21 protein-coding genes are annotated in these 26,199 nt (G+C 64.0%); 10 read left to right on the top strand and 11 right to left on the bottom strand.

The features are described from left to right. Nucleotides 1-233: 233 nt before the first annotated feature. The 6 genes from NKH29_RS10665 to NKH29_RS10640 all read right to left on the bottom strand — a co-directional run bounded on the left by NKH29_RS10665 (nt 234) and on the right by NKH29_RS10640 (nt 6,542). Entirely contained in the window at nt 234-1,232 is a 999-nt protein-coding gene (locus tag NKH29_RS10665) for an ABC transporter ATP-binding protein (RefSeq protein WP_352481413.1), read from the bottom strand. Between the two features lie 15 nt (nt 1,233-1,247). Continuing rightward, nucleotides 1,248-2,309 carry a Gfo/Idh/MocA family protein gene (locus NKH29_RS10660; protein WP_352481412.1) on the bottom strand — a complete coding sequence of 354 codons (1,062 nt, stop codon included), beginning with the start codon at nt 2,307-2,309 and terminating at the stop codon, nt 1,248-1,250. Continuing rightward, on the bottom strand, nt 2,306-3,145 hold the full coding sequence (locus NKH29_RS10655; protein ID WP_023718923.1) for a carbohydrate ABC transporter permease: 840 nt from the start codon (nt 3,143-3,145) through the stop codon (nt 2,306-2,308). The genes NKH29_RS10660 and NKH29_RS10655 overlap by 4 nt, the downstream gene beginning before the upstream one ends. A gap of 12 nt (nt 3,146-3,157) precedes the next feature. After that, a complete protein-coding gene (locus NKH29_RS10650) occupies nt 3,158-4,081 on the bottom strand; it encodes a carbohydrate ABC transporter permease (protein WP_352999541.1) in 924 nt (307 codons plus the stop codon). 239 nt (nt 4,082-4,320) lie between these two features. After that, nucleotides 4,321-5,580, bottom strand: coding sequence for an ABC transporter substrate-binding protein (locus NKH29_RS10645; RefSeq protein WP_023718921.1), 1,260 nt, complete (start codon nt 5,578-5,580; stop codon nt 4,321-4,323). Nucleotides 5,581-5,582: 2 nt separating this feature from the next. Continuing rightward, a complete protein-coding gene (locus NKH29_RS10640; protein ID WP_023718920.1) occupies nt 5,583-6,542 on the bottom strand; it encodes an N-acetylmuramic acid 6-phosphate etherase in 960 nt (319 codons plus the stop codon). Between the two features lie 199 nt (nt 6,543-6,741). Between NKH29_RS10640 and NKH29_RS10635 the strand changes: the two genes are divergently transcribed. From NKH29_RS10635 to nagA, 4 genes are read left to right on the top strand one after another with little or no spacing between them, the layout of a single operon-like run. Further along, nucleotides 6,742-7,623: a glucosamine kinase nucleotide-binding domain-containing protein gene (locus NKH29_RS10635; RefSeq protein WP_023718919.1), complete on the top strand. Its 882-nt coding sequence runs from the start codon at nt 6,742-6,744 to the stop codon at nt 7,621-7,623. After that, nucleotides 7,620-8,402: a GntR family transcriptional regulator gene (locus tag NKH29_RS10630; RefSeq protein ID WP_023718918.1), complete on the top strand. Its 783-nt coding sequence runs from the start codon at nt 7,620-7,622 to the stop codon at nt 8,400-8,402. The genes NKH29_RS10635 and NKH29_RS10630 overlap by 4 nt, the downstream gene beginning before the upstream one ends. Beyond that, nucleotides 8,399-9,430, top strand: a complete 1,032-nt coding sequence (locus NKH29_RS10625) for an SIS domain-containing protein (RefSeq protein WP_352495468.1) — start codon at nt 8,399-8,401, stop codon at nt 9,428-9,430. Before NKH29_RS10630 ends, NKH29_RS10625 begins: the two co-directional genes overlap by 4 nt. Next, complete coding sequence (gene nagA / locus NKH29_RS10620) at nt 9,427-10,599, top strand: N-acetylglucosamine-6-phosphate deacetylase (RefSeq protein WP_023718916.1); 1,173 nt, start codon at nt 9,427-9,429, stop codon at nt 10,597-10,599. The genes NKH29_RS10625 and nagA overlap by 4 nt, the downstream gene beginning before the upstream one ends. A 2-nt stretch (nt 10,600-10,601) precedes the next feature. Here nagA and NKH29_RS10615 read toward each other — a convergent pair whose 3' ends face one another. From NKH29_RS10615 to NKH29_RS10600, 4 genes are all read right to left on the bottom strand, one after another. Continuing rightward, nucleotides 10,602-12,125, bottom strand: a complete 1,524-nt coding sequence (locus NKH29_RS10615; RefSeq protein WP_352549622.1) for a malonate--CoA ligase — start codon at nt 12,123-12,125, stop codon at nt 10,602-10,604. Nucleotides 12,126-12,164: 39 nt separating this feature from the next. Further along, nucleotides 12,165-12,842 carry a ribulose-phosphate 3-epimerase gene (gene rpe, locus NKH29_RS10610; RefSeq protein WP_023718915.1) on the bottom strand — a complete coding sequence of 226 codons (678 nt, stop codon included), beginning with the start codon at nt 12,840-12,842 and terminating at the stop codon, nt 12,165-12,167. A gap of 230 nt (nt 12,843-13,072) precedes the next feature. Further along, a complete protein-coding gene (locus NKH29_RS10605) occupies nt 13,073-16,825 on the bottom strand; it encodes a DUF7929 domain-containing protein (RefSeq protein WP_352999540.1) in 3,753 nt (1,250 codons plus the stop codon). Nucleotides 16,826-16,835: 10 nt separating this feature from the next. Beyond that, entirely contained in the window at nt 16,836-19,043 is a 2,208-nt protein-coding gene (locus NKH29_RS10600) for a hypothetical protein (protein ID WP_502911236.1), read from the bottom strand. A gap of 321 nt (nt 19,044-19,364) precedes the next feature. Here NKH29_RS10600 and dnaK point away from each other — a divergent pair, with 321 nt between their 5' ends. The 6 genes from dnaK to NKH29_RS10570 all read left to right on the top strand — a co-directional run bounded on the left by dnaK (nt 19,365) and on the right by NKH29_RS10570 (nt 25,026). Continuing rightward, the gene (gene dnaK / locus NKH29_RS10595; protein WP_023718912.1) at nt 19,365-21,281 is read left to right on the top strand and encodes a molecular chaperone DnaK; all 1,917 of its coding nucleotides are present in this window, start codon (nt 19,365-19,367) and stop codon (nt 21,279-21,281) included. Between the two features lie 212 nt (nt 21,282-21,493). Beyond that, on the top strand, nt 21,494-22,624 hold the full coding sequence (dnaJ, locus tag NKH29_RS10590) for a molecular chaperone DnaJ (RefSeq protein ID WP_023679852.1): 1,131 nt from the start codon (nt 21,494-21,496) through the stop codon (nt 22,622-22,624). Between the two features lie 116 nt (nt 22,625-22,740). Continuing rightward, nucleotides 22,741-23,346, top strand: coding sequence for a phospholipid N-methyltransferase PmtA (pmtA, locus tag NKH29_RS10585; RefSeq protein WP_352481404.1), 606 nt, complete (start codon nt 22,741-22,743; stop codon nt 23,344-23,346). Between the two features lie 62 nt (nt 23,347-23,408). Beyond that, a complete protein-coding gene (locus NKH29_RS10580; RefSeq protein WP_352495461.1) occupies nt 23,409-24,005 on the top strand; it encodes an NADPH-dependent FMN reductase in 597 nt (198 codons plus the stop codon). After that, entirely contained in the window at nt 24,002-24,715 is a 714-nt protein-coding gene (gene pyrF, locus NKH29_RS10575; RefSeq protein ID WP_023718909.1) for an orotidine-5'-phosphate decarboxylase, read from the top strand. The genes NKH29_RS10580 and pyrF overlap by 4 nt, the downstream gene beginning before the upstream one ends. A gap of 23 nt (nt 24,716-24,738) precedes the next feature. Then, nucleotides 24,739-25,026, top strand: coding sequence for a DUF1330 domain-containing protein (locus NKH29_RS10570; protein ID WP_023718908.1), 288 nt, complete (start codon nt 24,739-24,741; stop codon nt 25,024-25,026). Here the strand turns inward: NKH29_RS10570 and NKH29_RS10565 are convergent. Next, on the bottom strand, nt 25,023-26,081 hold the full coding sequence (locus NKH29_RS10565; protein WP_352481402.1) for a D-alanine--D-alanine ligase family protein: 1,059 nt from the start codon (nt 26,079-26,081) through the stop codon (nt 25,023-25,025). The two genes, NKH29_RS10570 and NKH29_RS10565, sit on opposite strands and share 4 nt — an antisense overlap. Between the last annotated feature and the right edge of the window lie 118 nt (nt 26,082-26,199).

Below are 26,199 nucleotides of genomic sequence, written 5' to 3'. Positions count from 1 at the left end.
CTGGCCCGTCTGCTTCACTGCCATCGCGATTCCCTCAGACCGTCCACCTCAGAGAATCACAATCAGCGAATTACGCAACAGGCCCCTTGTGGGAGAAGGTGGATCGGCGCGCAGCGCCGAGACGGTTGAGGGGTGTTGGAAGGAACTCCAACGCCTCATTCCGTCTAGCACCTCTCATCTGACCGAGCTTCGCTCGGCCACCTTCTCCCGCAAGGGGAGAAGGAAGAGGGGCGCTACTTCATCACCTTGCCATCCGCTCCAAACCGATAGGTCTTTACCGGATCCGGCGTCGCATAGAGCGTGGTGCCGGGTTCGGCATTGTAGACGCCAAAAATGCGCACGGTGATCAAGCCGGCCTTCTCGCAGTCGAGATAGAGGTTGGTGTCGGCGCCAAGATGTTCGGCATGCACGACCGTGCCTTTCCAGGCGCCGGATTTGGGATCGACGGTCAAATGTTCGGGCCGGACGCCGATGGTCTTTGCCGTTTCGCCAAGCCTGGCGCCGTCGACGAAATTCATCTTCGGTGAGCCGATGAAGCCGGCGACGAATTCGTTAGCCGGCGAATTGTAGAGCTCCATCGGGCCGCCGATCTGCTCGATCTTTCCCGCGTTGAGGACCACAATCTTGTCGGCCAGCGTCATCGCCTCGACCTGGTCGTGGGTGACATAGATCATCGTCGCCTTCAGCCGGCGGTGCAGCTGCGCGATCTCCAGCCTGGTGTTGACGCGCAGTGCGGCATCGAGGTTGGACAGCGGCTCGTCGAACAGAAAAAGCTTGGGTTCGCGCACCACGGCGCGGCCGATGGCGACGCGTTGACGCTGGCCGCCGGACAATTCGGCCGGGCGCCTTTCGAGGTAGGGCTCCAGCGACAGCATCGACGAGGCGATGCCGATGCGGCGGTCGATCTCGGCCGCCGGCGTGCCCGCCTGCTTGAGGCCGAGGCCCATATTGTTCTTCACCGTCAGATGCGGGTAGAGCGCGTAGGTCTGGAACACCATGGCGATGCCGCGCTTGGCCGGCGGCGTTGCGGAAACGTCCGCCCCGTCGATCACCACGCGGCCCGAGGTCGAGTCCTCCAGCCCGGCAATGACCCTGAGCAGCGTCGACTTTCCGCAGCCGGAGGGGCCGACGAAGACGACGAACTCGCCATCCGTCACCTCGAGGTTGATGCCCTTCAGCACCTCGACCGGCCCAAAGGCCTTTTTCACGTTCTCGATGTTCAGCGAGCCCACGGCTTAGTCCCTGTTCTAGAGTTTCACGGCGAGGCCGCTGCGCACGCTCTCGTCGGCGGCAAGGCAGACGGCGAGCGACTTCACCGCGTCCTCCATGTGGCGGCCAAGATCGAGATCCTCGCGGATCGCCTTCAGCACAAACGCCTGTTCGAGGTCGCAGAGGTCCTGATGGCCGGGCTCGCCTTCCATCGACAGCATCTCGTCCGGCTTGGCGAACTTGCCATCCGCGCCGGTTGCAGCACTGTGCAGGCGGATGGTCGAGGTCTTGGTGTGGGTGTCGATGTCGTCGGACCTGACGCCCTCCTTCATGACGATCGACACGCAGCCGTTGGGCGAGATCACGTCTTTGACGAAGAAAGCCGTCTCCGAAATCATCGGCCCCCAGCCGGCCTCGTACCAGCCGACCGAACCGTCGTCGAACAGCACCTGCAGGTGGCCGTAATTGTACATCGTGGGCGCAATCTCGTCGCTCAGCCGCAGCCCCATACCGCGCACCTCGACCGGCCTGGCGTCGGTGATCTGCAGCATCACGTCGAGATAATGCACGCCGCAGTCGACGATCGGCGACGTCGTTTGCATCAGCTGCTTGTGCGTCTCCCAGCTGTGTCCGGAGGATTGCTGGTTGAGATTCATGCGGAATACGTAAGGGCCGCCGAGCTTCCGCGCCTCGGCGATCAGCCTGATCCAGGACGGGTGGTGGCGCAGGATGTAGCCGATCACCAGTTTCTTGCCGTTGGCCTTGGCCGCGGCTACGACGCGTTCTGCGTCCGCGACCGTCGTTGCCAGCGGCTTTTCGACAAAGACGTGGCAGCCAGCCTCGAATGCCTTGACCGCATAATCGGCATGGCTGTCGGAATAGGTGGCGATGCAGGCGACGTCAGGCCGTTCGTCACGCAGCGCCTCGTCGAATGAACGCCGGATGCCATAGCTCGAAAGCCCTTCCGGCAGCGGCACATCCGAGCGGTTGACCAGTGCGGTAATCTGGAAGCCCGGGTTGGTGTGATAGGCCAGCGCATGGCTGCGCCCCATATTGCCGAGCCCGGCGACGACGACGCGAAGGGGTGTTTGCGAACTCACTTGACCGCTCCCGAAGTGATGCCGCGGATCAGCTGCCGCGAGAAGATGACGTAGAGGATCAGCACCGGCATGATCGCCAGCGACAGTGCGGCCAGAATGGCGTTCCAGTTGGTGACAAACTGGCCGAGGAACAGCTGCGCGCCGAGCGTCACCGTCTTGGTCTCCTCCGACGGCGCCAGGATCAGCGGGAACCACAGGTCGTTCCAGATCGGGATCATGGTGAAGACCGCGACCGTCGCCATCGATGGCCGCACAAGCGGCAGCACCAGCCGGAAGAAGATGGTGTATTCGGACAGGCCGTCGATCCTGCCGGCATTCTTCAGATCGTCGGAGACTTGCTTCATGAATTCCGACAGGATGAAGACGGCGAGCGGCAGGCCTTGCGCCGTGTAGACCAGGATCAGCGCCGTCAGCGTGTTGACCAGCCCGCTCGCCACCATCAGCTGCAGGATGGCGACGGTGCCGAGGCGGATCGGGATCATGATGCCGAGCGCCAGGTAAAGCCCCATCAGCGAATTGCCGCGGAAGCGGTATTCCGACAGCGCGAAAGCCGCCATGGCGCCGAACAGAAGCACGAAGAACAGCGAGGCGACGGTGACGACAAGGCTATTCTGGAAATAGTGGATGAAGTCGCCCTGGCCGATCACCGTGGTGTAGCCGATCAAGTCGAAGGTCCCTGGCGTCGGCGGCGTCAGCGGCGCGCCGAAGATACCGGCACGTGATTTGAACGAATTCATGATCACGAGGATCACCGGAAACAGCGCGATCGCGGTGTAGGTCAGAAGGATCGCATGCGCGCCGATGGTGCGGGGCAGCGAACGGGTTGCGGTGCTCATGGTCACGCTCCCCTAAAACTGGTAGCGACGCAAGCGCGTCTGCACGAGGAATAGGTAGACGCAGACGCCGCCGAGGATGATCAGGAACATCATCGTGGCGATCGCCGCGCCCATATTGGGGTCGCCGACCTGCAGCTGGAAACCGAAGAAGGCGCGGTAGAGGAAGGTGCCGAGGATATCGGTCGAATAGTTCGGCCCGGCCAAGGCGCCTTGCGCCGTGTAGATCAGGTCGAAAGCGTTGAAATTGCCGACAAAGGTCAGGATCGAGATAATGCCGATCGACGGCAGGATGAGCGGCAGCTTGATCTTCCAGAATTGCGCCATGCCGGTGATGCCGTCGCATTCGGCGGCCTCGATCACCTCTTCGGGGATGGACAGCAGTGCCGCATAGATCAGCGTCATCGGGATGCCGACGAACTGCCACACTGAGATCAGGCTGAGCGCGGTCAGTGCATATTGCGCCTTGCCGAGCCAGGGCGTGAACAGGCTTTTCAGGCCGACAAGGTCCATCATATGCGGCGCCACGCCCCATAGCGGCGACAGTATCAGCTTCCAGGCGAAGCCGACGATGACGAAGGACAGGATCGTCGGCACGAAGATTGCCGTGCGGTAGAAGGCGGAAAACCGCAATCGGGGGCTGGACAGAAGTGCTGCCAAAAGGACGCCGATCGGGTTCTGCACCAGCATGTGGATGATGAAGAACCAGACATTGTTCCGCAGCGCGTTCCAGAAATTGACCGACCAGTTGGGATCACCGAACAGCATGCGGAAATTTTCCAGTCCGACGAACACCTGCGACTGGTTGATGTTGCGGAACAGCGACAGCTGCAGCGTGCCGGCCAGCGGCAAGATCATGATCGCCGTGTAGACCAGCAACGCCGGTGCCAGGAAAACGCCGATATGCCAGCGGAACGGTCTTTTCGGTGCTGCGGCCATGCGTTCGGTCCCCGCCGATCAGGTCTTGCTATTGCCGTCAAAAGCCACGGCGCCTCCCTCCCCCTCGAGGGGAGGGTGCCTCGCGAAGCGAGGCGGGTGGGGTCGGCCGAGGCAGCGCGCCATCGTCGTTCGACCGCGCTTTCCAGCAACGATCAAGCTGCCGCCTGCCTCGACCGACCTCCTCTGTCGCCTTTGGCGACATCTCCCCTTCGAGGGGGGAGATATCGCTTCGCCGCGCCTTACTTCGCCGGCTTGTACCAGCTGTCGAGGCCGTCCTGCAGCTTCTTGGCGGCAGCTTCCGGCGTGTCGGTGCCGTTGATGACGTTGGCCGATTCAACCCACGTCTCGTTTTCGAGGTTCGGCGTGCCGCGCGACAGGATCTGGTAGGTCGAGCGGATCGTCGACTTGCACTTGCCGCGCCAAGAGACGAATTCCTGGGCCAGCGGGTCTTCCATCTTCACCGGCGTGTTGTTCAGGCTGAAGAAGCCGGGCAGCGCGTTGGCGTAGATGGTAGCGAAATCCGGCGAGGCCACCCAGGACAGGAAGGTCTTGGCCGCATCCGCGTTCTTCGAGGCCGCATTGAGGCCCATGCCGATATCGGTGTGGTCGGAGATGTAGCAGGTGTCGCCGGCCTTCTGCACCGGCGGCGGGAAGGCGCCCATCTTGAATTGCGCCTGCGTGTTGAACAGGCCAATTTCCCACGAGCCGGCCGGGTAGATGGCGGCGCGGCCGAGCGTGAACAGGTTCTGGCTGTCCGGATAGGTCTGCGCCTCGAAGCCGTCGCCGAGATAGTCCTTCCACTTGGCCAGTTCCTTGTAGGGCTCGACCCACTGCGGATCGGTCAGCTTCTGCTCGCCCTTGATCAGCGCCAGGCGGCCTTCCTCGCCCTTCCAGTAATTCGGGCCGATGTTCTGGTAGCCCATGGTCGCGGCTTCCCAGAGATCCTTGGTGCCCATCGCCATCGGGATGTAGGTGCCGTCGGCCTTGATCTTGTCGAGCGCAGCGTAGAACTCCTCATTGGTCGTCGGCACCTTGATGCCGAGCTTGTCGAAGGCGTCCTTGTTGTAGATGAAGCCATGGATGACCGAGGCCATCGGCACGCAGAAGCTCGACTTGCCGTCGTCGGTCTGCCAGGCGGCCTTGGCAACATCGGAGAAGTTCTCCATGCCGGGCAGCGTCGAGATATCGGCGAGATTGCCCTTCTTGAAGAGTTCCAGCGATTTGTCGAACGGGCGGCAGGTGATCAGGTCGCCGGCCGAGCCGGCGGCGAGCTTGGCGCCGAGGGCGGCGTCATATTCGGTCGGCGCCGACGGTGCGAACACCACCTTGATGCCGGGGTTCTTGGCCTCGAAAGCCGGGATCAGCTTGTCCTTCCAGATGGCAAGGTCGTCGCCGCGCCAGCTTTCGATGTTGAGCGTTACGTCGTCGGCATAAGCCACCCCGGCGGTGCCGAGAATGCTGGTGCCGAGAAGAAGTGCCGTCAGTAGCTTCGTTGTCATGCTCAGTCTCCCTGTTGACCTTTTTCAGGTTCGGTTTTGATGAGAACGGAGGCATTGCGCCCCTTGCTCCCCTCGATCGCGGAAAGGGCTGGCCGCAGCTTGTGGCCGGTCCCTTCCAGTATCTTCTCGGCCGCATCGGCGCTGGCGGCGCCGGCGGCGAGCAGAATAGCGGTCTTGACGACGCCGCCGCTCTTATCGAGCAGGCGCGCCGCCTCGTCCTTGTCGCGCCCGCTGACGGCGGCAACGATGCGTGCGGCGCGGTCGCGCAGCTTGATGTTGTCGGCCGTGAGGTTGACCATGTAGCCATCATGGACATGGCCGAGATGGATGGCTGCCAGCGTCGACAGCATGTTGAGTGCGATCTTCTGGGCGGTGCCGGCGCCCATGCGCGTCGAGCCGGCAATCAGCTCGGGCGGCGTTTCGAGCAGGATGGCGATGTCGGCCAGCCGCAGCAGCAGCGCATCCCCGTTGTTGGCGACAGCAATGGTCGCCGCGCCGCGGCGCCTGGCATCCTCGATCGCCCTGACAGCATAAGGCGTCGAGCCGCTGGCCGAGACGGCGATCAGGCAGTCGCCCTTGCCAACGCCGGCGGCGGCGACCGCTGCCGAAGCTTCGTCAGTGTCATCCTCCGGCCCGCCGGCCAGTGTCTTGAAAGCTTCGTCGCCGCCAGCGATCAGGATGGCGATACGGTCGCGCTGGATGCCGAAAGTGCCCGGCAGCTCCAGTGCATCGGCCAATGCCATCAGGCCCGAGCTGCCGGCGGCCGCATAGGCGAGCTTGCCGCCGCTTTTCAGTCTGCTTGCGATGATTTCGGCTGCCGCGGCAATGGCAGGAATGGCGCCGTGAACGGCCTTGGCGGCCTCGATCTGCGCGTTGGCCAAAGAGGAAAGGACGGCTTCCGGGGCCTGGATATCCAGTCCCTCGGCATTGTGGTGAAGCGCTTCGGTGCGCGTTTCGGCCATCCGCTTTCCTCCAATCGAGAAAACCATACCAAAAAAATACCACTTGTCCACACGCATTAATCAAATCCTTGCGGTGGCGCAGGCTTGCGGACGAAATCAGCTGATTTTCCAACAAACTACGCCTTAACTTTTTTGAAACGGAAATTAATCCTTGGCTATTGGTATTTTATTGGTATTATCCGTCTGGAGGAGAAATCGCGTGAAATTCGTGCTCGGCATCGATGGCGGCGGCACCAGCTGCAGGGCGGCCCTTGCGACGGCCGATGGCAGCGTCCTCGGCCGCGCCAAAAGCGGCGCCGCCAACATCCGAACCGATCTCACCGGCGCCAGGGCCAACATCGTCGACGCGGCGCAGCAGGCCTTTGTCGCCGCGGGCAGAGATCCCGGACTGATCCCGCAAACTCCGGCCATTCTCGGCCTAGCCGGCGCCAATGTCGGCACCTACAGGCAGCAGCTCGAAGCGATCTTGCCGTTCCGCATCAGCCGTGTCGAGACCGACGCCGAGATCGCGCTGGAAGGCGCGGTCGGCTCTGGTGACGGCGCCATGGCCATACTCGGCACCGGCACCGCCTATATGGCGCGCAAGAACGGCCGATCGCGTGCCATCGGCGGCTGGGGGTTCCAGGTCGGCGACCAGGGCAGCGGCGCCCGCATCGGCCGCGACCTGCTCGAGCAGACGCTGCTCGCCTATGACGGCATCCGCGAAGGATCGCCACTGACGCAGGCCATGCTCGCCATCTTCCGCAACAATCCCGAGGATGTGGTCGAATTCACCACCAATGCCAAGCCCGGCGATTTCGGCGGCTTCGCACCCAAGGTGTTCGAACATGCCGAAAAAGGCGACGTCGTCGCTATCTGGATCCTCGACAAGGCGGTGGCCGATGTCGAGGCAGCACTTGGCGTGCTCGACCTTGGTGGCGACGATCCGCTTTGCCTGCTCGGCGGCCTGGCGCCGCTTTACGCGCCGCGCCTGTCGGCGCGCTACCGGGCGCTGCTGAAGCCGCCGCTCGACGACGCGCTGGGCGGCGCGGTTCAGATGGCGGTTCGGATTTTTACGAAGGCGGCGGAGGCGGCGCGATGAGCGACGCCGCCGACCAGATTTTCGCGGCGCTGAGACAATCGTCGCAGAGTGGCGCGCCACTCTATCTGCAGCTGAGGAAAAGCATCGAGGACGCCGTCAAACGCGGGCTGATCGGACCGGGCGATGCGCTGCCTTCCGAGCGCGACATCGCCAGCAAGGCCGATATTTCGCGCGTCACCGTGCGCAAGGCGGTGCAGGACCTGGTCAAGGGCGGCATCCTCGTCCAGCGTCATGGTTCCGGCACCTTCGTTGCGCCGCGCATGGAGCGCGTCGAGCAGTCCCTGTCGATGCTGACCTCGTTTACCGAGGACATGGCACGGCGCGGCATGGCGGTGCGTTCGGCCTGGCTCGACCGCGGCCTCTATCCGCCATCGCCCGACGAGATGATGGTGCTCGGCCTGGCGTCGAACGAATTGGTGGCGCGCGTCGCGCGCCTGCGCATTGCCAACGACACGCCGCTGGCGATCGAGCGCGCCTCACTATCGACAAGCGTGCTGCCCGATCCGGCGGCGATCGGTTCGTCGCTCTACGCGGCGCTGGAAAAGACCGGCAACAGGCCGGTGCGGGCGGTGCAGCGCATTTCCGCCACCAATCTCGGCGATGGCGACGCGCATCTGCTGGAAGTGCCGCCGGGCATTGCCGGCCTGCACATCGAGCGTATCTCCTATCTGGCGAGCGGCAAGGTGATCGAGTTCACCCGCTCCATCTACAGGGGCGACGCTTATGATTTTGTCGCCGAACTCCGGCTGAGCGGGCCGGGCGAAGAGGGCAGGCCATGACCGCAACAATGACCCATATGCGGCGCGAGATCGAGGAGATCCCCGAGGCCACCGCCCGCCTGCTCGACGGCTCGGCCGCGGTGCTGACGGAAGCCGGGCGCGGCATTCGCGAGCGCGATCCGAATTTCATCGTCACAGTGGCGCGCGGCTCGTCCGACCATGCCGCGACCTTCATGAAATATGCCGTGGAGCTGACCGCCGGGCTGGCGGTCGCATCGGTCGGCCCGTCGATCGCCTCGATCTATGGCGCCAAGCTGAAGCTGGGCGGCTCGGCCTGCCTGGCGATCTCGCAGTCGGGCAAGAGCCCGGACATCGTTGCGATGGCGCGAGCGGCGCGGGCCGGCGGTTCGCTGACCGTCGCCATCACCAACACCGCCGATTCGCCGCTCGCGCGGGCTTCGGACTACGCGATCGACATCCTTGCCGGACCGGAGCGCAGCGTCGCAGCGACGAAGACCTTCGTCAATTCGGCGGTCGCAGGGCTCGCTCTGATGGCGCATTGCACCGGCGACGACAAACTTCTGGCAGCACTTGCCCGCTTGCCGGAGCATTTTCGGAAGGCGATCGCTTGCGACTGGATGGCGCTGGCCGGGGCACTCGAGACGCCGAACTCGCTGTTCATCCTTGGCCGGGGCCCGTCGGCGGCGATCGCCAACGAGGCGGCGCTGAAATTCAAGGAAACCTGCGCCATGCATGCGGAAGCCTATAGTGCCGCCGAAGTCATGCACGGCCCGCTGGCGCTAGTCGGTCCCGGCTTCCCAGTGCTGGCGCTGGCTGCCCGCGATGCGTCCGAACCATCCGTCGCCGAGGCCGCCGACAGCCTGGCCGGCAAGGGCGCCGCTGTCTTTGTGACTTCGGACAAGGCAAAGAAGGCGCAGCCTCTGCCGCATGTCGCCACCGGTCATCCGCTGACCGACCCGCTGACACTGATCGTGTCGTTCTATGGTTTCGTCGAGGCTTTTGCCCGCCATCGCGGCCTCGACCCAGACACGCCGCCCAATCTGCGCAAGGTGACGGAAACGCTATGAGCGATCGCTTTGCGCTGACCGGCGCCCGGATATTCGATGGCGATGACTGGCACGACAATGCGGCGCTTGTCGTGCGCGACGGCCTCGTCGAGGCCATCGTTGCCGCCGGCGCCGTCCCATCCGGTGTTGCGCCTATCGAGACCGGCGGCGGTATGCTGGTTCCGGGTTTCGTGGATTTGCAGGTCAATGGCGGTGGCGGCGTCATGCTCAACGACCATCCCGACGTCCCCTCGATCGAGACCATCTGCCGGGCGCACGCGCCCTTCGGCACGACGGCGCTATTGCCGACGCTGATCACCGACACGTCCGAGATCACCGCCGCGGCGGTTGCCGCCGGAGCAGAGGCCGCACAACGGAAGGTGCCGGGCTTCCTAGGCCTGCATCTCGAAGGCCCGCATCTGTCGATCGCCCGCAAGGGCGCACATGACCCGGCCTTGATCCGGCCGATGCTAGATCCCGACCAGGCGATGCTGATCGCGACGCGGAAAAACCTGCCGGTGCTGCTGACTACGGTGGCGCCCGAATCCGTCGAGCCCGACCAGGTATCGGCGCTCAGCAATGCCGGCGTCATCGTCAGCATCGGCCATTCCGATACCGACTATGCCACGGCCCGCACCTTTTCCGAGGCCGGCGCAACGGTGGTCACCCATCTTTTCAACGCGATGAGCCAGATCGGCAATCGCGAGCCGGGGCTGGCGGGCGCGGCAATCGATACCGGCACATTCTATGCCGGCATCATCGCCGACGGTATCCATGTCGATCCGGCCACCATGGCCATCGCCTTGCGCGCCAAGCAGGGGCCGGGCAAGATCCTGCTCGTCACCGACGCCATGGCGACGATCGGCACCGACATGACCTCGTTCACGCTGAACGGTCGCACCATCCACCGCAAGGATGGCAGGCTGACACTTGCCGACGGCACGCTGGCGGGCGCGGATCTCGACATGATTTCCGCGGTGCGCTTCGTGCATCGCGTGGTCGGTCTCGACCTCGACGAAGCCTTGCGCATGGCCTCGCTCTATCCGGCGCAGGCGATCGGCCAGTCGCACCGGCTCGGGCGCTTCGCCAGGGGAACCGCCGCCAACATCGTTTCGTTGTCGGACGATCTGGACATGAAAAGCGTCTGGATCGACGGCGCCAGGGTTTTTGCAGCCAGCCCTGCTTGTTAGGGTTAGCCGGCTTTGGACGTATAGAGGTCTTTGTAGGCTTCGCGCAGCAGGTTCTTCTGCACCTTGCCCATCGTGTTGCGCGGCAGTTCGTCGACGAAGATCACCTGTTTCGGATGCTTGTACCTGGCGAGGTGCCCAGCGATGGCCTCGATGATCGCGGCGGCGCTGATCGTCGAGCCCGGCGCCCTCACCACGATCGCCGTGACACCCTCGCCGAAATCCGGATGGACAACGCCGATGACAGCGCTTTCGGCAACACCGGCAAGAGCGTCGATCTCGCTCTCCACTTCCTTCGGGTAGATATTGTAGCCGCCGGAAATGATCAGGTCCTTGCCGCGGCCGACGATGTGGACATAGCCGTCGGCATCGATCAGCCCGAGATCGCCGGTGATGAAGTAGCCGTCGTCGCGGAATTCCGCCCTGGTCTTTTCCGGCATGCGCCAGTAGCCGCAAAAGACGTTCGGGCCCTTGACCTCGATCATGCCGACCTCGCCCCGGGCAAGTGTTTCGCCGCCATCGGGATCGGAGATGCGCAGGCAGACGCCGGGCAAAGGGAAGCCGACCGTGCCGGCACGCCGCTCGCCCTCGTACGGGTTCGACGTGTTCATGTTGGTCTCGGTCATGCCGTAGCGCTCGAGGATGGCGTGGCCGGTGCGCTCGCGCCACGCTCTGTGCGTCTCGGCCAAAAGCGGTGCCGAGCCGGAAATGAACACCCGGATGTTTTTCGCCGCTTGCCGGTTCAAACCGTCCTGCTGCAGCAGGCGGACGTAGAAGGTCGGCACGCCCATCAGCGCGGTGGCGCGCGGCAGTAGCGAGACGATGCGGGTCGGGTCGAATTTGGTTTCGAACAGCATCGAGGCGCCGGCCATCAGGACGACATTGGTGGCGACGAAAAGGCCATGCGTGTGGAAAACCGGCAGCGCGTGAATCAGCACGTCTGCGGCAGTGAAGCGCCAGAGGTCGACCAGCACCCGCGCATTCGAGGCGAGGTTTTCGTGGCTGAGCATGGCGCCTTTCGAACGGCCGGTGGTGCCGGACGTGTAGAGGATCGCGGCAAGGTCGTCCGGTCCGCGCGCCACATCGTGGAAGTCCACGGCCGCCTCAGAGGCTCGATCAGTCAACGAACCCTCGCCCTTGCTGCCGAGTGTCGCGACCGCAGCGCCCGAGGTCTGCGCCAAAGCGCCGATCTCGCCCGCTCGCGCCGGGTCGCAGACGACCAGTCGCGGCTCGGCATCCCTGAAGAAATAGTCGAGCTCGGTCAGCGTATAGGCGGTATTGAGCGGCAGGAAGATCGCGCCGGCACGCAGGCAGGCGAGATAAAGGAAAATGGCCTCCGGGCTCTTCTCGACCTGAACGGCGACGCGGTCGCCGGCTTCGACGCCCAGCTGCGACAGCGCATGCGCCAGTTGAGCGGAGCGCGCCAGCGTCTCGCCATAGCTGATCGAGCGCCCATCCTCTGTCTCCATCAAAAGGCGTTCGGGCGCGGGCATCCGGGCACGGAAAGCATCGAACAGATGGTTGCTCATATTTCCCCCCGAGCGGCTGGTCCGGCCGGACGGCAGCGGTCAGCCGGCCGCCTTGTCCGCCGCTGCCCTGATTGCCTCGATGTTTGCCCGGTAGGCGTCGACGCTGCCGCCCTTGAAGATAGCCGCGCCGGCGACCAGCACGCTGGCGCCGGCCGCGGTGACAAGGGGCGCAGTTTCAGGCGAAATGCCGCCGTCGATCTCGATCCGGATCGGCCGGTTGCCGATCAGCGCCTTCACCCGCTTCACCTTGTCGACGATCGCTGGAATGAAAGCCTGGCCGCCGAACCCCGGATTGACCGTCATGATCAGGACCAGATCAAGCCGGTCGAGCACGTATTCGATCATCGTTTCCGGTGTCGCCGGGTTGAGTGACACGCCGGCCTTCTTGCCAAGGTTTTTGATCGTCTGCAGCGAGCGGTCGAGATGTGGCCCGGCTTCGGCGTGCACCGTGATGCCGTCGCAGCCGGCCTCGGCGAAGGCGGCCAGATAGGGGTCGGCCGGCGCGATCATCAGATGGCAGTCGAAAAACGCCTCGGTGCGGTTGCGGATCGCCTTGATCACCGGTGGCCCAAACGTGATGTTCGGGACGAAATGCCCGTCCATGACGTCGAGGTGGATCCAGTCGGCGCCGGCGGCCGTCACCGCCTCGACCTCGTCGCCGAGCTTCGAGAAATCGGAAGCAAGCACCGATGGCGCGATCAGGGTTTTTTTGCTCATGATGCGGCCTTCCCGTACGCCCCGGTTTGCGGACCCTCTGTCTGTATCGACTGCCTAGACCATGAGTCCGGAAAGTGGAAGCCGGTTTGTCCTTCCGCCGATGCAGCGGCTTCAGGTTTGCGCTGCCTTCTCATCTGCCCGCTGAAGAAAAACCCCGCCGGATCGCTCCGGCGGGTATTGGGTGACGAGTACGGTCACTGTTTGAAGTTCTGGATTTCCCGCGCCGTATCCTATTGCTCCGGCTGCGGCTTGCGCCTTGGCACGACCTGCTGAGGAACATTCGGATTCAGCAGCAGGTTCGGCTCAAGCGTCGATTTCCTGCGGACCGGGACGCAGTCCGGATATCGTCCGACCGTTCCGATAGGGCAGCGCCGCTTGATGATCGGCTGGCACTGGCCATTGATCGGCCGCGCGCCCGGTGCGCATTCCAGCCGTGGTTTGCGGCAGGCGCCGTCGCGCAGCTCTGTCCCACGCGGACAGACGCAGGCGCCGCGCTTGTTGTGGATCTGGCCAGGTATCGGGCACTCCACCACAACCGGCTTCTTGCGCCTGCAGGCATTGCCCTGCAGTTCCGTGCCCCGGGGGCAGACGCAATCGCCGTTGGCGTCGTGGATCTGACCACGGATCGTGCACTGCTTGGGCTGCGGCCGAATTGGCCGGCAGGCATTGCCCCTGACTTCCGTGCCCCTCGGGCAGATGCAATCGCCAGCGGCGTTATGGATCTGGCCCCGAATGGTGCACTGTTCGGGCTTTGGCTGGATTGGCCGGCAGACATTACCCCTGACTTCCGTGCCCCGCGGGCAGACGCACTCGCCGTTGGCGTTGTGGATCTGACCACGAATGGTGCATTGCTCGGGCTGCGGCTTGTTGCCCACGCAAGCGCCGTTCTCCAGCTCGGTCCCGCGCGGGCAGACGCAGCGTCCGTCCTCGGTACGGATCTGGCCTTTGAGGAGAACGCAAGGTTTTGGCTTCGGCACGATGACCGTGCCGCCGCCGGATGAGCATTGGCCGTTACGGAAGGTCGTGCCTGGCGGGCAGACGCAGTTGCCGGCGTCGTTCATGACAAAGCCTTGCGAGCATTCCTTCTTCACCTCATGCGTGATGATGAAGGGATGGCAGGCATAGGCCTTGCCGCGATCGCCCTGCACATTGGCGGCACCACGAGACAACACGTCGCCACCGCCTTGCACCGACGTGTTCGGAGACAGCACGCCGACGCAGTTCTGGCCGTTGACAGTGCCCTGCAGATTGGTCAGACGGCCATCGTCGGGAATGATCACGGTCACATTGTGCACATGGCTTTCCCCGGCGCCGAGCGTCAGTTGGGCGATGCAGGACAGAGGCAAGGTTGCCGGCTCCGGCGAGCAGCCGAAGGGCGGATCGATCGAGGTGATCGCAACGCCTTCCAGCCGGCCGAGGCCTTCGACGCCGATCGCATCGCCGATGCGAACCGGACCGGAGAAGGCGCTCGTCCCATCGTTCGTGATGGTGATCTCGAACGAGCAGGGCTGGCCGGGCTTGCACTCGGCGTCGCCGGTCTTCTCGACCCGGATGGTCGAGGCACCGCCGCCCTTGGCGCAGGCCTGGCCGATCGGATAGACGATATCGTCTCCCGGAGCCGGGCCGTAGGAGCCGCGTGCGCAGTTCTCGAATTCGCCGTTCGCAGCAACCGTCACGTCGAAATGGCGGCTGGTTCCAGGCGTCATAACGGCGCCGGGAATCTGGCACGACAGCGCATTGGCCGGAACCGGTCCGCAAGCCCATTCCGCGCCGTCTGGGGTGACGCTCTGGATCTGGACCGGCGCTCCGCCGGCTATCAGCGTCGCGGCATCGTTGACCCGCACCGGACCGGTCGGGGCTGTGGCGCCGAGGCTGATGACGGTAATGCGGCAGGAAACGACCGCAGCACCGGCCAGCGAGCCATTGCACACCTTGGTGATGCGCATGGCCGGCTGCCCGCCATTCGGATGACGGATGCGTTCCTTGGCGCAGGCCCTGTTGTTGGTGATGTCGTTCTCACCGGGAATGGCCTTCACCTCGGCGCAGTTCTCGACACTATCGGGCCGGAAGTTGGCCGGCATCACCGCCCTGACGAAGATCGGCGTCGAGGCGCCCGGCATAAGCGCGATGCCGGGATTGTCGCAGCGGAACTTGCCGGAACCGTTCGGTCCGCACGTCCATGGCGGCGTCGGGCCGAAGGTCGAGGATGCCGGCGCGCCGCCCGGATAGCTATCGACGACCGTCAGCGGCCCATTGTAGGGGACGCTGCCATTGTTGATGATGTCGATCACGAAGGTGCAGACGCCATCGGCCGAACAGAATTCGGTGCGGGCGCGCTTCTTCAGGATCAGGTCGACCTTCTTCTCCACCGGTGGCCGGCAGTCGCGGTCACGATCGCCACGGCGGCAGACCGGGATCGACGCACAGCCGCGGTCGTTTAGCTGGCTGCCGAAAAGCGGCTTGCCGCTGGCGCCGTAATTGTAGGTGGCGCAGTTGCGCAAAACGCTGCCTTGCCAGCCTGCGGCCGGCTTGAAGCCAAGCTTGAGGTCGACTGAGGCGCCCGGATTGAGCGTGGTCACCGGATGAGTGCAAATCATCGGGGTGATTCCAGGCGCGCAGACCCAAGGCGGGTTCGGCCCTGAATCGAGGGTGGAGCCGGCCGGCAGGGTGACTTCGTCGAGCACGATCTTGCCGTGGTAGGGCGCATCGCCGACATTGGTGACCCTGATGGTGAAGTCGCAGCCGCCCGCCATCGTGCAACGTTGCACGTCGGCACGCTTTTCGACTTTCAGATCCGGTTCCTTGTCCTTCGGCGGGCACCTCTGGTCACGCGGGATGACGATGTCGACGGTCTGCGTGCAGCACAGGCCCCAGCCCTCCTTCGGGCCGGCATAGGTTTCGATACCGGTGACGATGATGTGGATAACGTCGCCGGGTGAAGCACCGACGATCTTCCAGTTGAGCACACCGCCGCCGGCCGGCACCAATTGGGTGTCGGGAATGATTGTGATGCCGGGTGTCGTCGTCGAAAGCTGCACCCATTTGCCAGCCATCTCTGGGCCGACCGGCATATGGTAGATGAAGGCGCCGCCGCCGGGCACGCAATCGACCGTGCCTCGCTCCACCTTGAAGCATTCACGATTGCCAGGAGGTGGAGGCGGTGGGTTGCACTCGGTGACGTCGATCTTGATCGACGTCTTTGCACCCGTGAGATAGTTGCCGTCGTCCGGCTTGCCCGGGTCCTGCGACGGAATTTCGACGCCAGCACCGCGGTCGCCGCGGCTCACCTTGATCAGCCCCTGGTTATCGACGATTGCCGGCGACGGAAACGCCGCATGGTCGATCTTGGCGGTGATCTGGAAGGTGATGGCGCGCTCGTTCGCAGCGCCGATGCCGTCGAGGTCGCTGGCGGAAATCCGGAAATCGGACACCGTCGCCGTATCGTCCGGGCCAGCCGAGCTGCTGATCGCAGCGCCGGGCAGCGGTCCGCCGGATGCGTCGGTGCCGTCGCCGGTCACATGCACGCCGACAATCCGCAGGCCGTGCGGGAGTTGGTCCCTGAAGTCGAGCCTGACCTTTTTCAGCATGGCCGCGAGGCCCGGGCCGGCAAAACCCTGCGGATTGCCGCGCAAGCCAAAGCTCAGCGAGTATACGACATAGTCGCAGCCTCTCTGGCCGCCTTTCTTGGTGAAGAAGGGCACGATCCGGCCCGGCTCCGGGTTGACGATGCGAGGATTGTCGAAATCGAGCTTGGGATCTGGAATGACAGTGCCTGCATCGGCAGGCTTGGCCTTGGCCGGAGCAAGGTCTTCAGCGAAGCCTTGCAGCGGGCTCAGCATGGCGACCGCGATACCGGCCGCCATCAGCCAGCGCGCGCCGCGCCTGGCGAGTGACAGGGGTTTCATGATGGTCTCCATGACGAATGATTGTTTGCCGGTTGATTGGCTGCTCGTCGCAAGCGGGGACTGTGCAAGATTGCTCATCTTCCCCTTCTCACGGTTCGCAGCTGACGGCTGGGGTTCTGAGCGGCAAGGTCATCTTGCAGCAAGGGTAGTAGCCACCCTTGTCGCGGTCGGACTGCCTGTAGAAGCAGAGCCCGACATCGACCCTGTCGCCAGGATAATGGCCGGTGATACCGATCGTGAATGGCGCGCCGGGCGCATGCGACAGGGGCGAAGTCACCCCGACGCCAGGCGTCCTGGACAGAGCCTTGATCGAATCGCCGCCGAAGCCGGTATGGTCATGAAGATAGAGATCGGCCTCGAGGCCGGCGGGCGTGCAGAAATACTCGACATCCTCGACATCAAGGCAAGGAGGCAGATTGCCGGGGGGCGGGAAGTCCGGCGGATAGAACGGTGGCAGATAGCCGCCCGGCACCTGCTCGTAATAGCCGGCACGGCCTTCGCAGGGGCGCCAGACCTCGACGTCGCCGACATGGCCTTCCACTTCCGGGTCTTCGAAATAAGTGTCGAAATCGACGAACCACGAGCCGAAAGGCGGCACGTTGGCCGGCCTGACCAGCGCCGTCGGCGTGATCTGCACGCCGTGCACGGCAAGCGGCCCCCCGGCTGCGAGCTGTTCGGCGAGCGCCGGGTTGTCGCGCAACTTGTCGCCGGTATCGACCAGCGTGTCGGTGCAGATGCCGGTATCGAGATTGCCTTCGGAATCGTAGCCATATTGCAGGTCGAGGCCGCCGGCCGACTGCCGGTTGTCTTGCGGGAAGCCGACCGCATATTCCTGCGGCACTTCCACCCAGACCGATTCCGTTGCCGGATCGTCCGGATTTTCGCGCCAGTAGCGGATGACCTCACCCTTGCCGGAATCGGCGAACTGGCTGTAGTCGTAGCGGTTTTCCACCGGGCCGCGCTGAGCCAGATACATGAAGCCCTTGTTGTCAAAGGCGATGTCGGTGACCGCGTAATCCTTGTCGGCCTTGACGGCCAGCTCCCAGCGCGGGTCGCCGAAGCTGCCGTCGCCGGCAATGCCCACCGACCAGATCTCCGCCTTTTCCCCGACCGAGTAATAGAGCCGGCCGCCACGATAGGCGACCGACCAGACGCGGCGCTCGTCCTGTGTGTAGCCCCAGCTATCGGGGTCCTCGCTGTCGAAGGCAGCACCCTGGATGTCCATCACCGAGCCGTCGTCGGCGACTGGGGGCAGCCCGTGCGCCGGGCGGCCGGCGACGCCGTGGTCGAACGTGTCGACTAGCGCGCCATTGGCGTCGATGCGGTGGATAAGGCCGGTGTCGAGATCGCTGGCGAAGAACTGGCGGTGGATATTGTCGAAAGTGACGTCGCCGATGCCGGGACCGCTATTGGCGTCGATATCGGCGAATTTCGAGACGGCGCCGGTGATGCCATCGATCTTCCAGATCGTTCCGGGGCCGCCGCCGTTTTCGGTGCCGAACTGGCCGTCCATGAAGACCGCGTCAGCCGTGCCGCGGCGCTGCCGCTCCGGCCGGCCGTCGGCATCGCCGTCTGGTGTGACGATGCGGATGCCGTGCAGCGAGGTGGCGCCGGCATAGAGGTTTGGAATGGCCGAGGGAACGCCGTCGCGCACGCCGTCGTCATAAGTGATGCCGAACACCTGGCCGATTTGCTCGGCCGTGACCTCGAAGGGTGGCGGGGTGAAGACCAATTGGCCAGACGCCGGCCCGCCCAGCCTTGAAACGTCGAAGACGCGCAAGGTTGCGCGCGCCGTGTCGATGAAGGTCTCGTCGACCGGATCGACGCCCGGCGGCAGGCCTTCCTCGAAATTGGGGATGATGGTGCCAGAGAATCCGGTCACTGCCATCGAGCCGGGATAGATGATCTGGGTTTCCTGGGCCTGTGCCGAGCCGCCGAGCCAGAGCCCAGCGGCGAGTGCCAAGGCCGATAATCCGCTGGCAGCCTGGATTGCGCGGCGCAAATGGCCGGCACGAGAGCGCACGGACGCGCCATGGTCGCAAGACATGGATCTCCCCCCACAGGTCATGGGAGAAACATCCGGTCTCGGCGCGCAAATCAGGGCAAGGCGCGGCGTTCCGGCACGTTCATCCCTGATCGAATTGTCTGCTTTCCTCACCGTCATGATACGCCGGCGTCCGCGCAGGGTCAACGGAACCAGCGGAAAGCCCAGCGCATCGACCCGGTCCCGAAGGCGACTGTCGCGCTGAGTTCCTGCTGTTCCCGGAGACCATCGAGCCTCTGGATCTGTGGTCATGGGGCTTTCCTTTCCGGGGCCGCACCACGCGGCACCTGAGCGTCAGTCGCGAGGTGAGGCGGAAAGGTTCATGGACCGGGGCCGGGCCGGCTGGATCACGGCCGGAAAATACGGGCCTGCCGGTCCCGAATCCGATCAACCGCGATGAATGGTGAACGCCTTGCGCAGAATGCTTGCGCGCCACGCAGCCTGTTCTTATATACGCGCCAAGCCGTCCAGCGCCGAATGCCGGTTGCCGGAGCGGAATTTCTTGTGAACAGGGGCTTTCGTCGGAACGCCTGTACGGGTCCTGAGAGCCTGCTTAGCGGAGAGATTAGAGAAATGGCAAAAGTAATCGGTATCGATCTGGGAACAACCAACTCCTGTGTCGCCATCATGGACGGCAAGGAATCCAAGGTCATCGAGAATGCGGAAGGCGCGCGCACGACCCCTTCGATCGTCGCCATCAACAGCGACGGCGAGCGCCTCGTCGGCCAGCCGGCCAAGCGCCAGGCGGTCACCAATCCTGAAAACACCATTTTCGCGGTCAAGCGCCTGATCGGCCGCCGCTATGACGATCCGGTGACGGAGAAGGACAAGAAGCTTGTCCCCTACAAGATCGTCAAGGGCGACAATGGCGATGCCTGGGTCGAGGCCGGCGGCAAGAACCAGTCGCCCAGCCAGATCTCGGCGATGATCCTGCAGAAGATGAAGGAAACGGCGGAAGCCTATCTCGGCGAAAAGGTCGAGAAGGCGGTCATTACCGTTCCGGCCTATTTCAACGACGCCCAGCGCCAAGCCACCAAGGATGCAGGCAAGATCGCCGGCCTGGAAGTGCTGCGCATCATCAACGAGCCGACGGCGGCAGCACTTGCCTATGGCTTGGACAAGAAGGAAGGCAAGACGATTGCCGTCTATGACCTTGGCGGCGGCACGTTCGACATTTCGGTGCTCGAAATCGGCGACGGCGTGTTCGAAGTGAAGTCGACCAATGGCGACACCTTCCTCGGCGGCGAGGATTTCGACATGCGTTTGGTCGAATATCTGGCGGCCGAGTTCAAGAAGGAACAGGGTATCGACCTGCGGAACGACAAGCTCGCCCTGCAGCGCCTCAAGGAAGCGGCTGAAAAGGCCAAGATCGAGCTGTCGTCCACCACGCAGACCGAGATCAACCTGCCCTTCATCACCGCCGATGCCAGCGGCCCTAAGCACCTGACGCTAAAGCTGACGCGTGCGAAGTTCGAGAGCCTTGTCGAAGATCTCGTCCAGCGCACCATCGAGCCCTGCAAGGCGGCGCTCAAGGATGCCGGCCTCAAGGCCGCTGAGATCGACGAGGTCGTTCTGGTCGGCGGCATGACCCGTATGCCCAAGATACAGGAGATCGTGAAGCAGTTCTTCGGCAAGGAACCGCACAAGGGCGTCAACCCGGATGAGGTCGTCGCACTTGGCGCTGCCATCCAGGCCGGCGTGCTGCAGGGCGACGTCAAGGACGTGCTGTTGCTCGACGTGACGCCGCTGTCGCTCGGCATCGAGACGCTGGGCGGCGTATTCACGCGGCTGATCGAGCGCAACACGACGATTCCGACGAAGAAGAGCCAGGTGTTCTCGACGGCTGAGGATTCGCAGTCGGCGGTGACCATCCGCGTCTTCCAGGGTGAGCGTGAAATGGCCGCCGACAACAAGGCGCTCGGCCAGTTCGACCTGGTCGGCATCCCGCCTGCGCCGCGTGGCGTGCCGCAGATCGAGGTCACGTTCGACATCGACGCGAACGGCATCGTCAACGTTTCGGCCAAGGATAAGGGCACCGGCAAGGAGCACCAGATCCGCATCCAGGCGTCTGGCGGCCTTTCGGACGCTGACATCGAGAAGATGGTCAAGGATGCCGAGGCCAATGCCGAAGTCGACAAGAAACGTCGCGCACTGGTCGAGGCCCGCAACCAGGCCGAGGCTCTGGTGCATTCCTCGGAGAAGTCGCTGAAGGACTATGGCGATAAGGTCTCGGAGACCGACCGCACGGCGATTGCCGATGCGATCGCGGCGTTGAAGACCGCTGCCGAAGGCGATGATGTGACCGAGATCGAGGCCAAGACGCAGACGCTCGCCGAAGTCTCGATGAAGCTCGGCCAGGCGATGTACGAGGCTTCGCAGAAGGAAGCCGCCGAGGCCGACGCCAAGGCTGATGCCGCCAAGGACAGCGATGTGGTCGATGCCGATTTCGAGGAAATCGACGAAGACGACGAGAAGAAGAAGTCGGCCTGAACCGCCTGACGGTACAGGTAAGCAAAAAGCCCGGCGCACAGCCGGGCTTTTTTGCAACCCTTTGCCGGAAAAACGCCGAGCTACCCGAAAAAATGCGGACAAAGCCTCGTAGACACTGGCATCCCGGCTCCATCACACCTAAATCGGAACAGCGTGCCGGCAAACGACGCAACGATACTTCAAGACGTTGACTATCCGGACTGCGGGAAAACATGAAAGCTGATTTTTACGAAACGCTGGGCGTGCAAAAAGGCGCCGACGAGAAGGAGCTCAAGAGCGCTTTCCGCAAGCTGGCCATGCAGTTCCATCCCGACCGCAACCCAGGCGACCATGCCTGCGAGCACAAATTCAAGGAAATCAACGAAGCCTACGAAACGCTGAAGGACCCGCAGAAGCGCGCCGCCTACGATCGCTTCGGCCACGCCGCCTTCGAGCACGGCGGCATGAATGGCGGGGCGCAAGGCTTTGGCGCCGGCGGCTTCGCCGACATTTTCGAGGACATTTTCGGCGACATGATGGGCGGGCGCCAGCGTCGCTCGTCCGGCGGTCGCGAGCGCGGCGCCGACCTGCGCTATAATATGGAAATCACGCTGGAAGAGGCATTTTCCGGCAAGACCGCGCAGATCCGCGTGCCGGCATCGATCTCCTGCTCGGAATGCTCGGGCAGCGGCGCCAAGCCCGGCACCCAGCCCGTCACCTGCTCGATGTGCAACGGCCACGGCAAGGTGCGCGCCACGCAAGGGTTCTTCTCGATCGAGCGCACCTGCCCGCAATGCCAGGGGCGCGGCCAGACCATCAAGGATCCATGTCCGAAATGCGCCGGCCAGGGCCGCGTCACCGAGGAGCGCTCGCTGTCGGTCAACATCCCTGCCGGGATCGAGGACGGCACCCGCATCCGGCTTGCCAATGAGGGCGAGGCCGGCCTGCGCGGCGGCCCATCGGGCGATCTCTACATCTTCCTCGCGGTCAAGCCGCACGAGTTCTTCCAGCGCGACGGCGCCGATCTTTATTGCAAGGTGCCGATCTCGATGACGACGGCAGCACTTGGCGGCTCGTTCGAGGTGACGACATTGGACGGCACCCAGACGAAGGTGAAGGTGCCGGAAGGCACCCAGAACGGCCGCCAGTTCCGCCTCAAGGGCAAGGGCATGCCGGTGCTGCGCCAGCCCAATATCGGCGACCTCTACATCCAGACCGTGGTCGAGACGCCGCAGAACCTTTCGCGCCGCCAGCGCGAATTGCTGGAGGAATTCGAGCAGCTTTCCTCAAAGGACAATTCGCCCCAGTCGAGCGGATTTTTCGCCCGCATGAAGGACTTTTTCGAAACGTTCGGCGAGCATTGAAGCTGATCCCTGGAAACGCTTCCCGAGCGTCATCAACACCTTATCCGGGGATTCGCCTTGTCTTGCACCTCGTAGCTGCTAAGTAGCATGCGAGGGAGCGTTGAGGAGGACTTTCGATGACGCGTAGTCCCGGACTGCGAAAGACGCTGGCGGAAAAGTTCGACGACGAACTGAAGTTCTTCAAGGGCTGGATCGACAAGCCGAAGGCGGTCGGTTCGATCGTCCCGACCAGTTCCATCACCGCGCGCAAGATGGCCTCGATCGTCAATCCGAAATCCGGCCTGCCGGTGCTCGAGGTCGGGCCTGGCACAGGCGTCATCACGCGCGCCATCCTCGCTCAGGGCATAAAGCCTGAAAATCTCTACGCGGTCGAATATTCCACTGATTTCGTGCGCCATCTGCGCCAGCTTTATCCAGGCGTCAACGTCATCGAGGGCGACGCCTTCAATCTCGACGCGACGCTCGGTGACAAGCGCGATCTGGTCTTCGATTCGGTGATATCGGGCGTGCCGCTGCTCAACTTCCCGGTCGCCCAGCGCATCGCCTATGTCGAGAGCCTGCTCGACCGCATCCCGGCGGGCCGGCCGATCGTGCAGCTGACTTACGGGCCGCTGTCGCCGATCCCGCCGGGCCGCGGCGACTATACGGTCGAGCATTTCCATTTCGTCATCCGCAACATTCCGCCGACGCAGCTTTGGATCTACCGACGCGGGGCCGCCTGAATTGCAGCGTTGGGTTTTGAATAGCACTTGTCTTATACCCATCGGGTGACAAGGCAGACCCCATGGCTGTGATCCCGAAAATTCTCGTCGTCGCCGGTTCGGTGCGCAGCGGCGCCTATAGCGCCAGGACCGCCGACGTTGCGCAGAAGGAACTTGCCATGCAGGGCGCGGAGGTGACCCGCATCTCGCTCGCCGACTATCCGTTGCCGATCCTCGACCAGGATCTGGAAAAGGAAGAAGGCATTCCCGAAGACGCCGTCAAGCTCGGCCGGATGATCGCCGCCCATGACGGGCTGCTGATCGCGACGCCCGAATATAACGGCTCCATTCCACCGCTGCTCAAGAACACCATCGACTGGGTAAGCCAGCTGCGCAAGGATGGCGGCCGGACGTTCAGGCCGCTTGCCGGCAAGGTTGCCGGCCTCTGCTCGTCTTCCAACGGACCCTTCGGCGGGATACGCTGCATCAACCATCTGCGCGCCGTTCTGGTGCGCTGCCGGATGGAGGTGGTGACACCGGAATGCTCGGTGCCGGAGGGCGGCAACGCCTTCGACGACGAGGGCAACTTCAGGGACGAGAGACTACGCCAATCGATGGAGCACCTATGCCGAACGCTGATCGAAACCTCGCGCATGCTGTCGACGCGGATCGAGGCATGATCCCGGACGCCGCGCATGCCGACACGATGCAGGAAAGGCTGATCGTCGGCCTCGACCTGCCGACGCTGAAGGAAGCCGAGAAAGCGGTGCGCGAGCTCGACGGGATCGTCTCCTTCTACAAGATCGGTTACCAGCTCGCCTTTGCCGGCGGGCTCGACTTCGCCCGCGAGCTGGCCAGCGGCGGCACCAGGATCTTTCTCGACATGAAGCTGCTCGACATCGATAACACGGTGGCCAAGGGGGTCGACAACATCGTCAGGATGGGCATGAGCATGCTGACCATCCATGCCTATCCGAAGACGATGAAGGCGGCGGTCGAGGCTGCGAAGGGCAGCGACCTTTGCCTGCTCGGGGTCACCGTGCTGACCTCGATGGACGAGCAGGACGTGATCGACGCCGGCTATGAATATGATCCGCATACGCTGGTGCTGAGGCGCTCCGAGCAGGCGCTACATGCCGGCATGGGCGGCATCGTCTGCTCGGCCGAGGAAGCGGAGGCGGTGCGCCGCATCGTCGGCCCCGACCTGGCCGTCGTGACGCCGGGGATCCGGCCCACGGGCAGCGACCATGGCGACCAGAAGCGGGTGGTGACGCCGGCGCAGGCGATCCGCAACGGCTCCAGCCACCTCGTGGTCGGCCGGCCGATCGTCGGCGCGGCCGACCGGCGGGCGGCAGCTGAAGCCATCCTCGATGAAATGCGCTCGGCATAAGGACCAAAAACCAGGAGAAACCGATGCCCAAGGGATACTGGATCGCTCGCGTCGACGTGCGCGATGCGGAAGGCTACAAGGACTATGTCGCAGCCGCCAAGCTGGCCTTCGACCGCTTCGGCGCCAAGTTCCTGGCGCGCGGCGGCGCGCATGAGAAGGCCGAGGGGCCGGGCCGCGACCGCAATGTGATCATCGAGTTTCCGTCGCTTGCGGCGGCGCATGACTGCTACCACTCGCCCGAATACCAGCGCGCGGTCGCGATCCGCCAGAAGGTGGCTGATGGTGAAATCGTGCTGGTCGAGGGGATTTAGGCGCGAAGTCGGTTCATCGCGGTCTCGGCCATCGCATTGGCGAGGCTCAGGCCCCATTGCTGGCGACAGTAATCGCGGAAATCGAAGCAGGGCAGGCCGGGGCAGACCTCGAACTCGATGAGGTGCACGCTGTCGTCGGCTTCGACCCGGAAGTCGATGGAAAACACATCCCGCAGGCCAAGCCCGACCATCAGGCTTTCGGCGATGCGACGAATTCTTGCATCGGCTCGAGGCTGGCTGGCGCCAACGGGAAGCAGCAACGGCTCAGCGTAATTTCCCGCGGCTTTCGCCGCTACACCGGTATCGCCGTAAAGCGCCAGGCTGTCCTGCATGGTCTGGAAATCGCTGCCCGAATCGACAAGGGCGATGCCGATCGCCTCGGCGCCGGTATCCGGCTTCAATCCGAGAAAACTGGCGCGCGCGTTGCGGCCGGCGACATAGGGCTGGACCACGACATCGTCGCGATAGGCGGCGAAGACGCGCCGGCTAAGCTCCAGCGCGTGGCCGAGATCGTGGCAGCGCGAATCCGGCCAGATGCCGATCTTGGCGCCGAGCCGGTTCGGCTTGACGAACCAGCCGGCGGGCGAGTCCGGCGGCGCGACCAGCCAGGCTCCGTCACGGGCAAGGCCCGCCCGCGGCACCGGCAAGCCAAGCGCGCCGAGCACGGCGCCGGAACGGAACTTATCCTGACAGAGCGCAAAAAGCGCATCGTCGGCGCCGATCGCCTTCAGGCCGTTCAGCCGTGCCAGAGCTGGTGCCGCGCCGCCGCGGAAATAGGCGATGCCGTCGGTCAGTGTCCAGACGAGCGTGGTCTTCGGGTCCTCGCCGGCGAGAACGCTTGCGGCGGCGTCGAGTGTCACCGGCGCAAACGACAAGCCGCGCTTCTGGCAAGCGGCGGCAAGTGCGTCGAATTCAGCAGCGATGTCGGTCGATTGCGCCAGATAGGAGGCGATTTCGACGGCACGCTCCGGCACGTGGTTATCGGCGACCAGCCGATCGAAGCAGGCCTTTTCCGGCTCGTAGACAAGGATCAGCTTCGGCTTGCGGCTTGACATGGGTGGAACGGCTCCTGGCAGCACGATTGCCTACCATCGCACGGGGAACGCATTCGGCTTGCGCGGAACCGACGTTGATCGGACGCCTGCACGACAGCAAGCGCACCATCTTCTTGTT

This window comes from Mesorhizobium sp. M1295 (assembly GCF_040318135.1).
Classification (GTDB): Bacteria; Pseudomonadota; Alphaproteobacteria; order Rhizobiales; family Rhizobiaceae; genus Mesorhizobium.
This window is presented reverse-complemented; position numbering and strand designations above follow the sequence as displayed.

Excerpts from the sequence above, each read along its gene's own strand:
- pyrF (WP_023718909.1), top strand. The coding sequence starts at position 24,002 with ATGATCCCGGACGCCGCGCATGCCGACACGATGCAGGAAAGGCTGATC.
- dnaK (WP_023718912.1), top strand. The coding sequence starts at position 19,365 with ATGGCAAAAGTAATCGGTATCGATCTGGGAACAACCAACTCCTGTGTC.
- NKH29_RS10640 (WP_023718920.1), bottom strand. The coding sequence starts at position 6,542 with ATGGCCGAAACGCGCACCGAAGCGCTTCACCACAATGCCGAGGGACTG.
- NKH29_RS10565 (WP_352481402.1), bottom strand. The coding sequence starts at position 26,081 with ATGTCAAGCCGCAAGCCGAAGCTGATCCTTGTCTACGAGCCGGAAAAG.
- NKH29_RS10605 (WP_352999540.1), bottom strand. The coding sequence starts at position 16,825 with ATGAGCAATCTTGCACAGTCCCCGCTTGCGACGAGCAGCCAATCAACC.
- NKH29_RS10645 (WP_023718921.1), bottom strand. The coding sequence starts at position 5,580 with ATGACAACGAAGCTACTGACGGCACTTCTTCTCGGCACCAGCATTCTC.
- dnaJ (WP_023679852.1), top strand. The coding sequence starts at position 21,494 with ATGAAAGCTGATTTTTACGAAACGCTGGGCGTGCAAAAAGGCGCCGAC.
- NKH29_RS10655 (WP_023718923.1), bottom strand. The coding sequence starts at position 3,145 with ATGAGCACCGCAACCCGTTCGCTGCCCCGCACCATCGGCGCGCATGCG.
- pmtA (WP_352481404.1), top strand. The coding sequence starts at position 22,741 with ATGACGCGTAGTCCCGGACTGCGAAAGACGCTGGCGGAAAAGTTCGAC.
- NKH29_RS10615 (WP_352549622.1), bottom strand. The coding sequence starts at position 12,125 with ATGAGCAACCATCTGTTCGATGCTTTCCGTGCCCGGATGCCCGCGCCC.
- nagA (WP_023718916.1), top strand. The coding sequence starts at position 9,427 with ATGAGCGATCGCTTTGCGCTGACCGGCGCCCGGATATTCGATGGCGAT.
- NKH29_RS10630 (WP_023718918.1), top strand. The coding sequence starts at position 7,620 with ATGAGCGACGCCGCCGACCAGATTTTCGCGGCGCTGAGACAATCGTCG.
- NKH29_RS10600 (WP_502911236.1), bottom strand. The coding sequence starts at position 19,043 with ATGACCACAGATCCAGAGGCTCGATGGTCTCCGGGAACAGCAGGAACT.
- rpe (WP_023718915.1), bottom strand. The coding sequence starts at position 12,842 with ATGAGCAAAAAAACCCTGATCGCGCCATCGGTGCTTGCTTCCGATTTC.
- NKH29_RS10580 (WP_352495461.1), top strand. The coding sequence starts at position 23,409 with ATGGCTGTGATCCCGAAAATTCTCGTCGTCGCCGGTTCGGTGCGCAGC.
- NKH29_RS10570 (WP_023718908.1), top strand. The coding sequence starts at position 24,739 with ATGCCCAAGGGATACTGGATCGCTCGCGTCGACGTGCGCGATGCGGAA.
- NKH29_RS10625 (WP_352495468.1), top strand. The coding sequence starts at position 8,399 with ATGACCGCAACAATGACCCATATGCGGCGCGAGATCGAGGAGATCCCC.
- NKH29_RS10650 (WP_352999541.1), bottom strand. The coding sequence starts at position 4,081 with ATGGCCGCAGCACCGAAAAGACCGTTCCGCTGGCATATCGGCGTTTTC.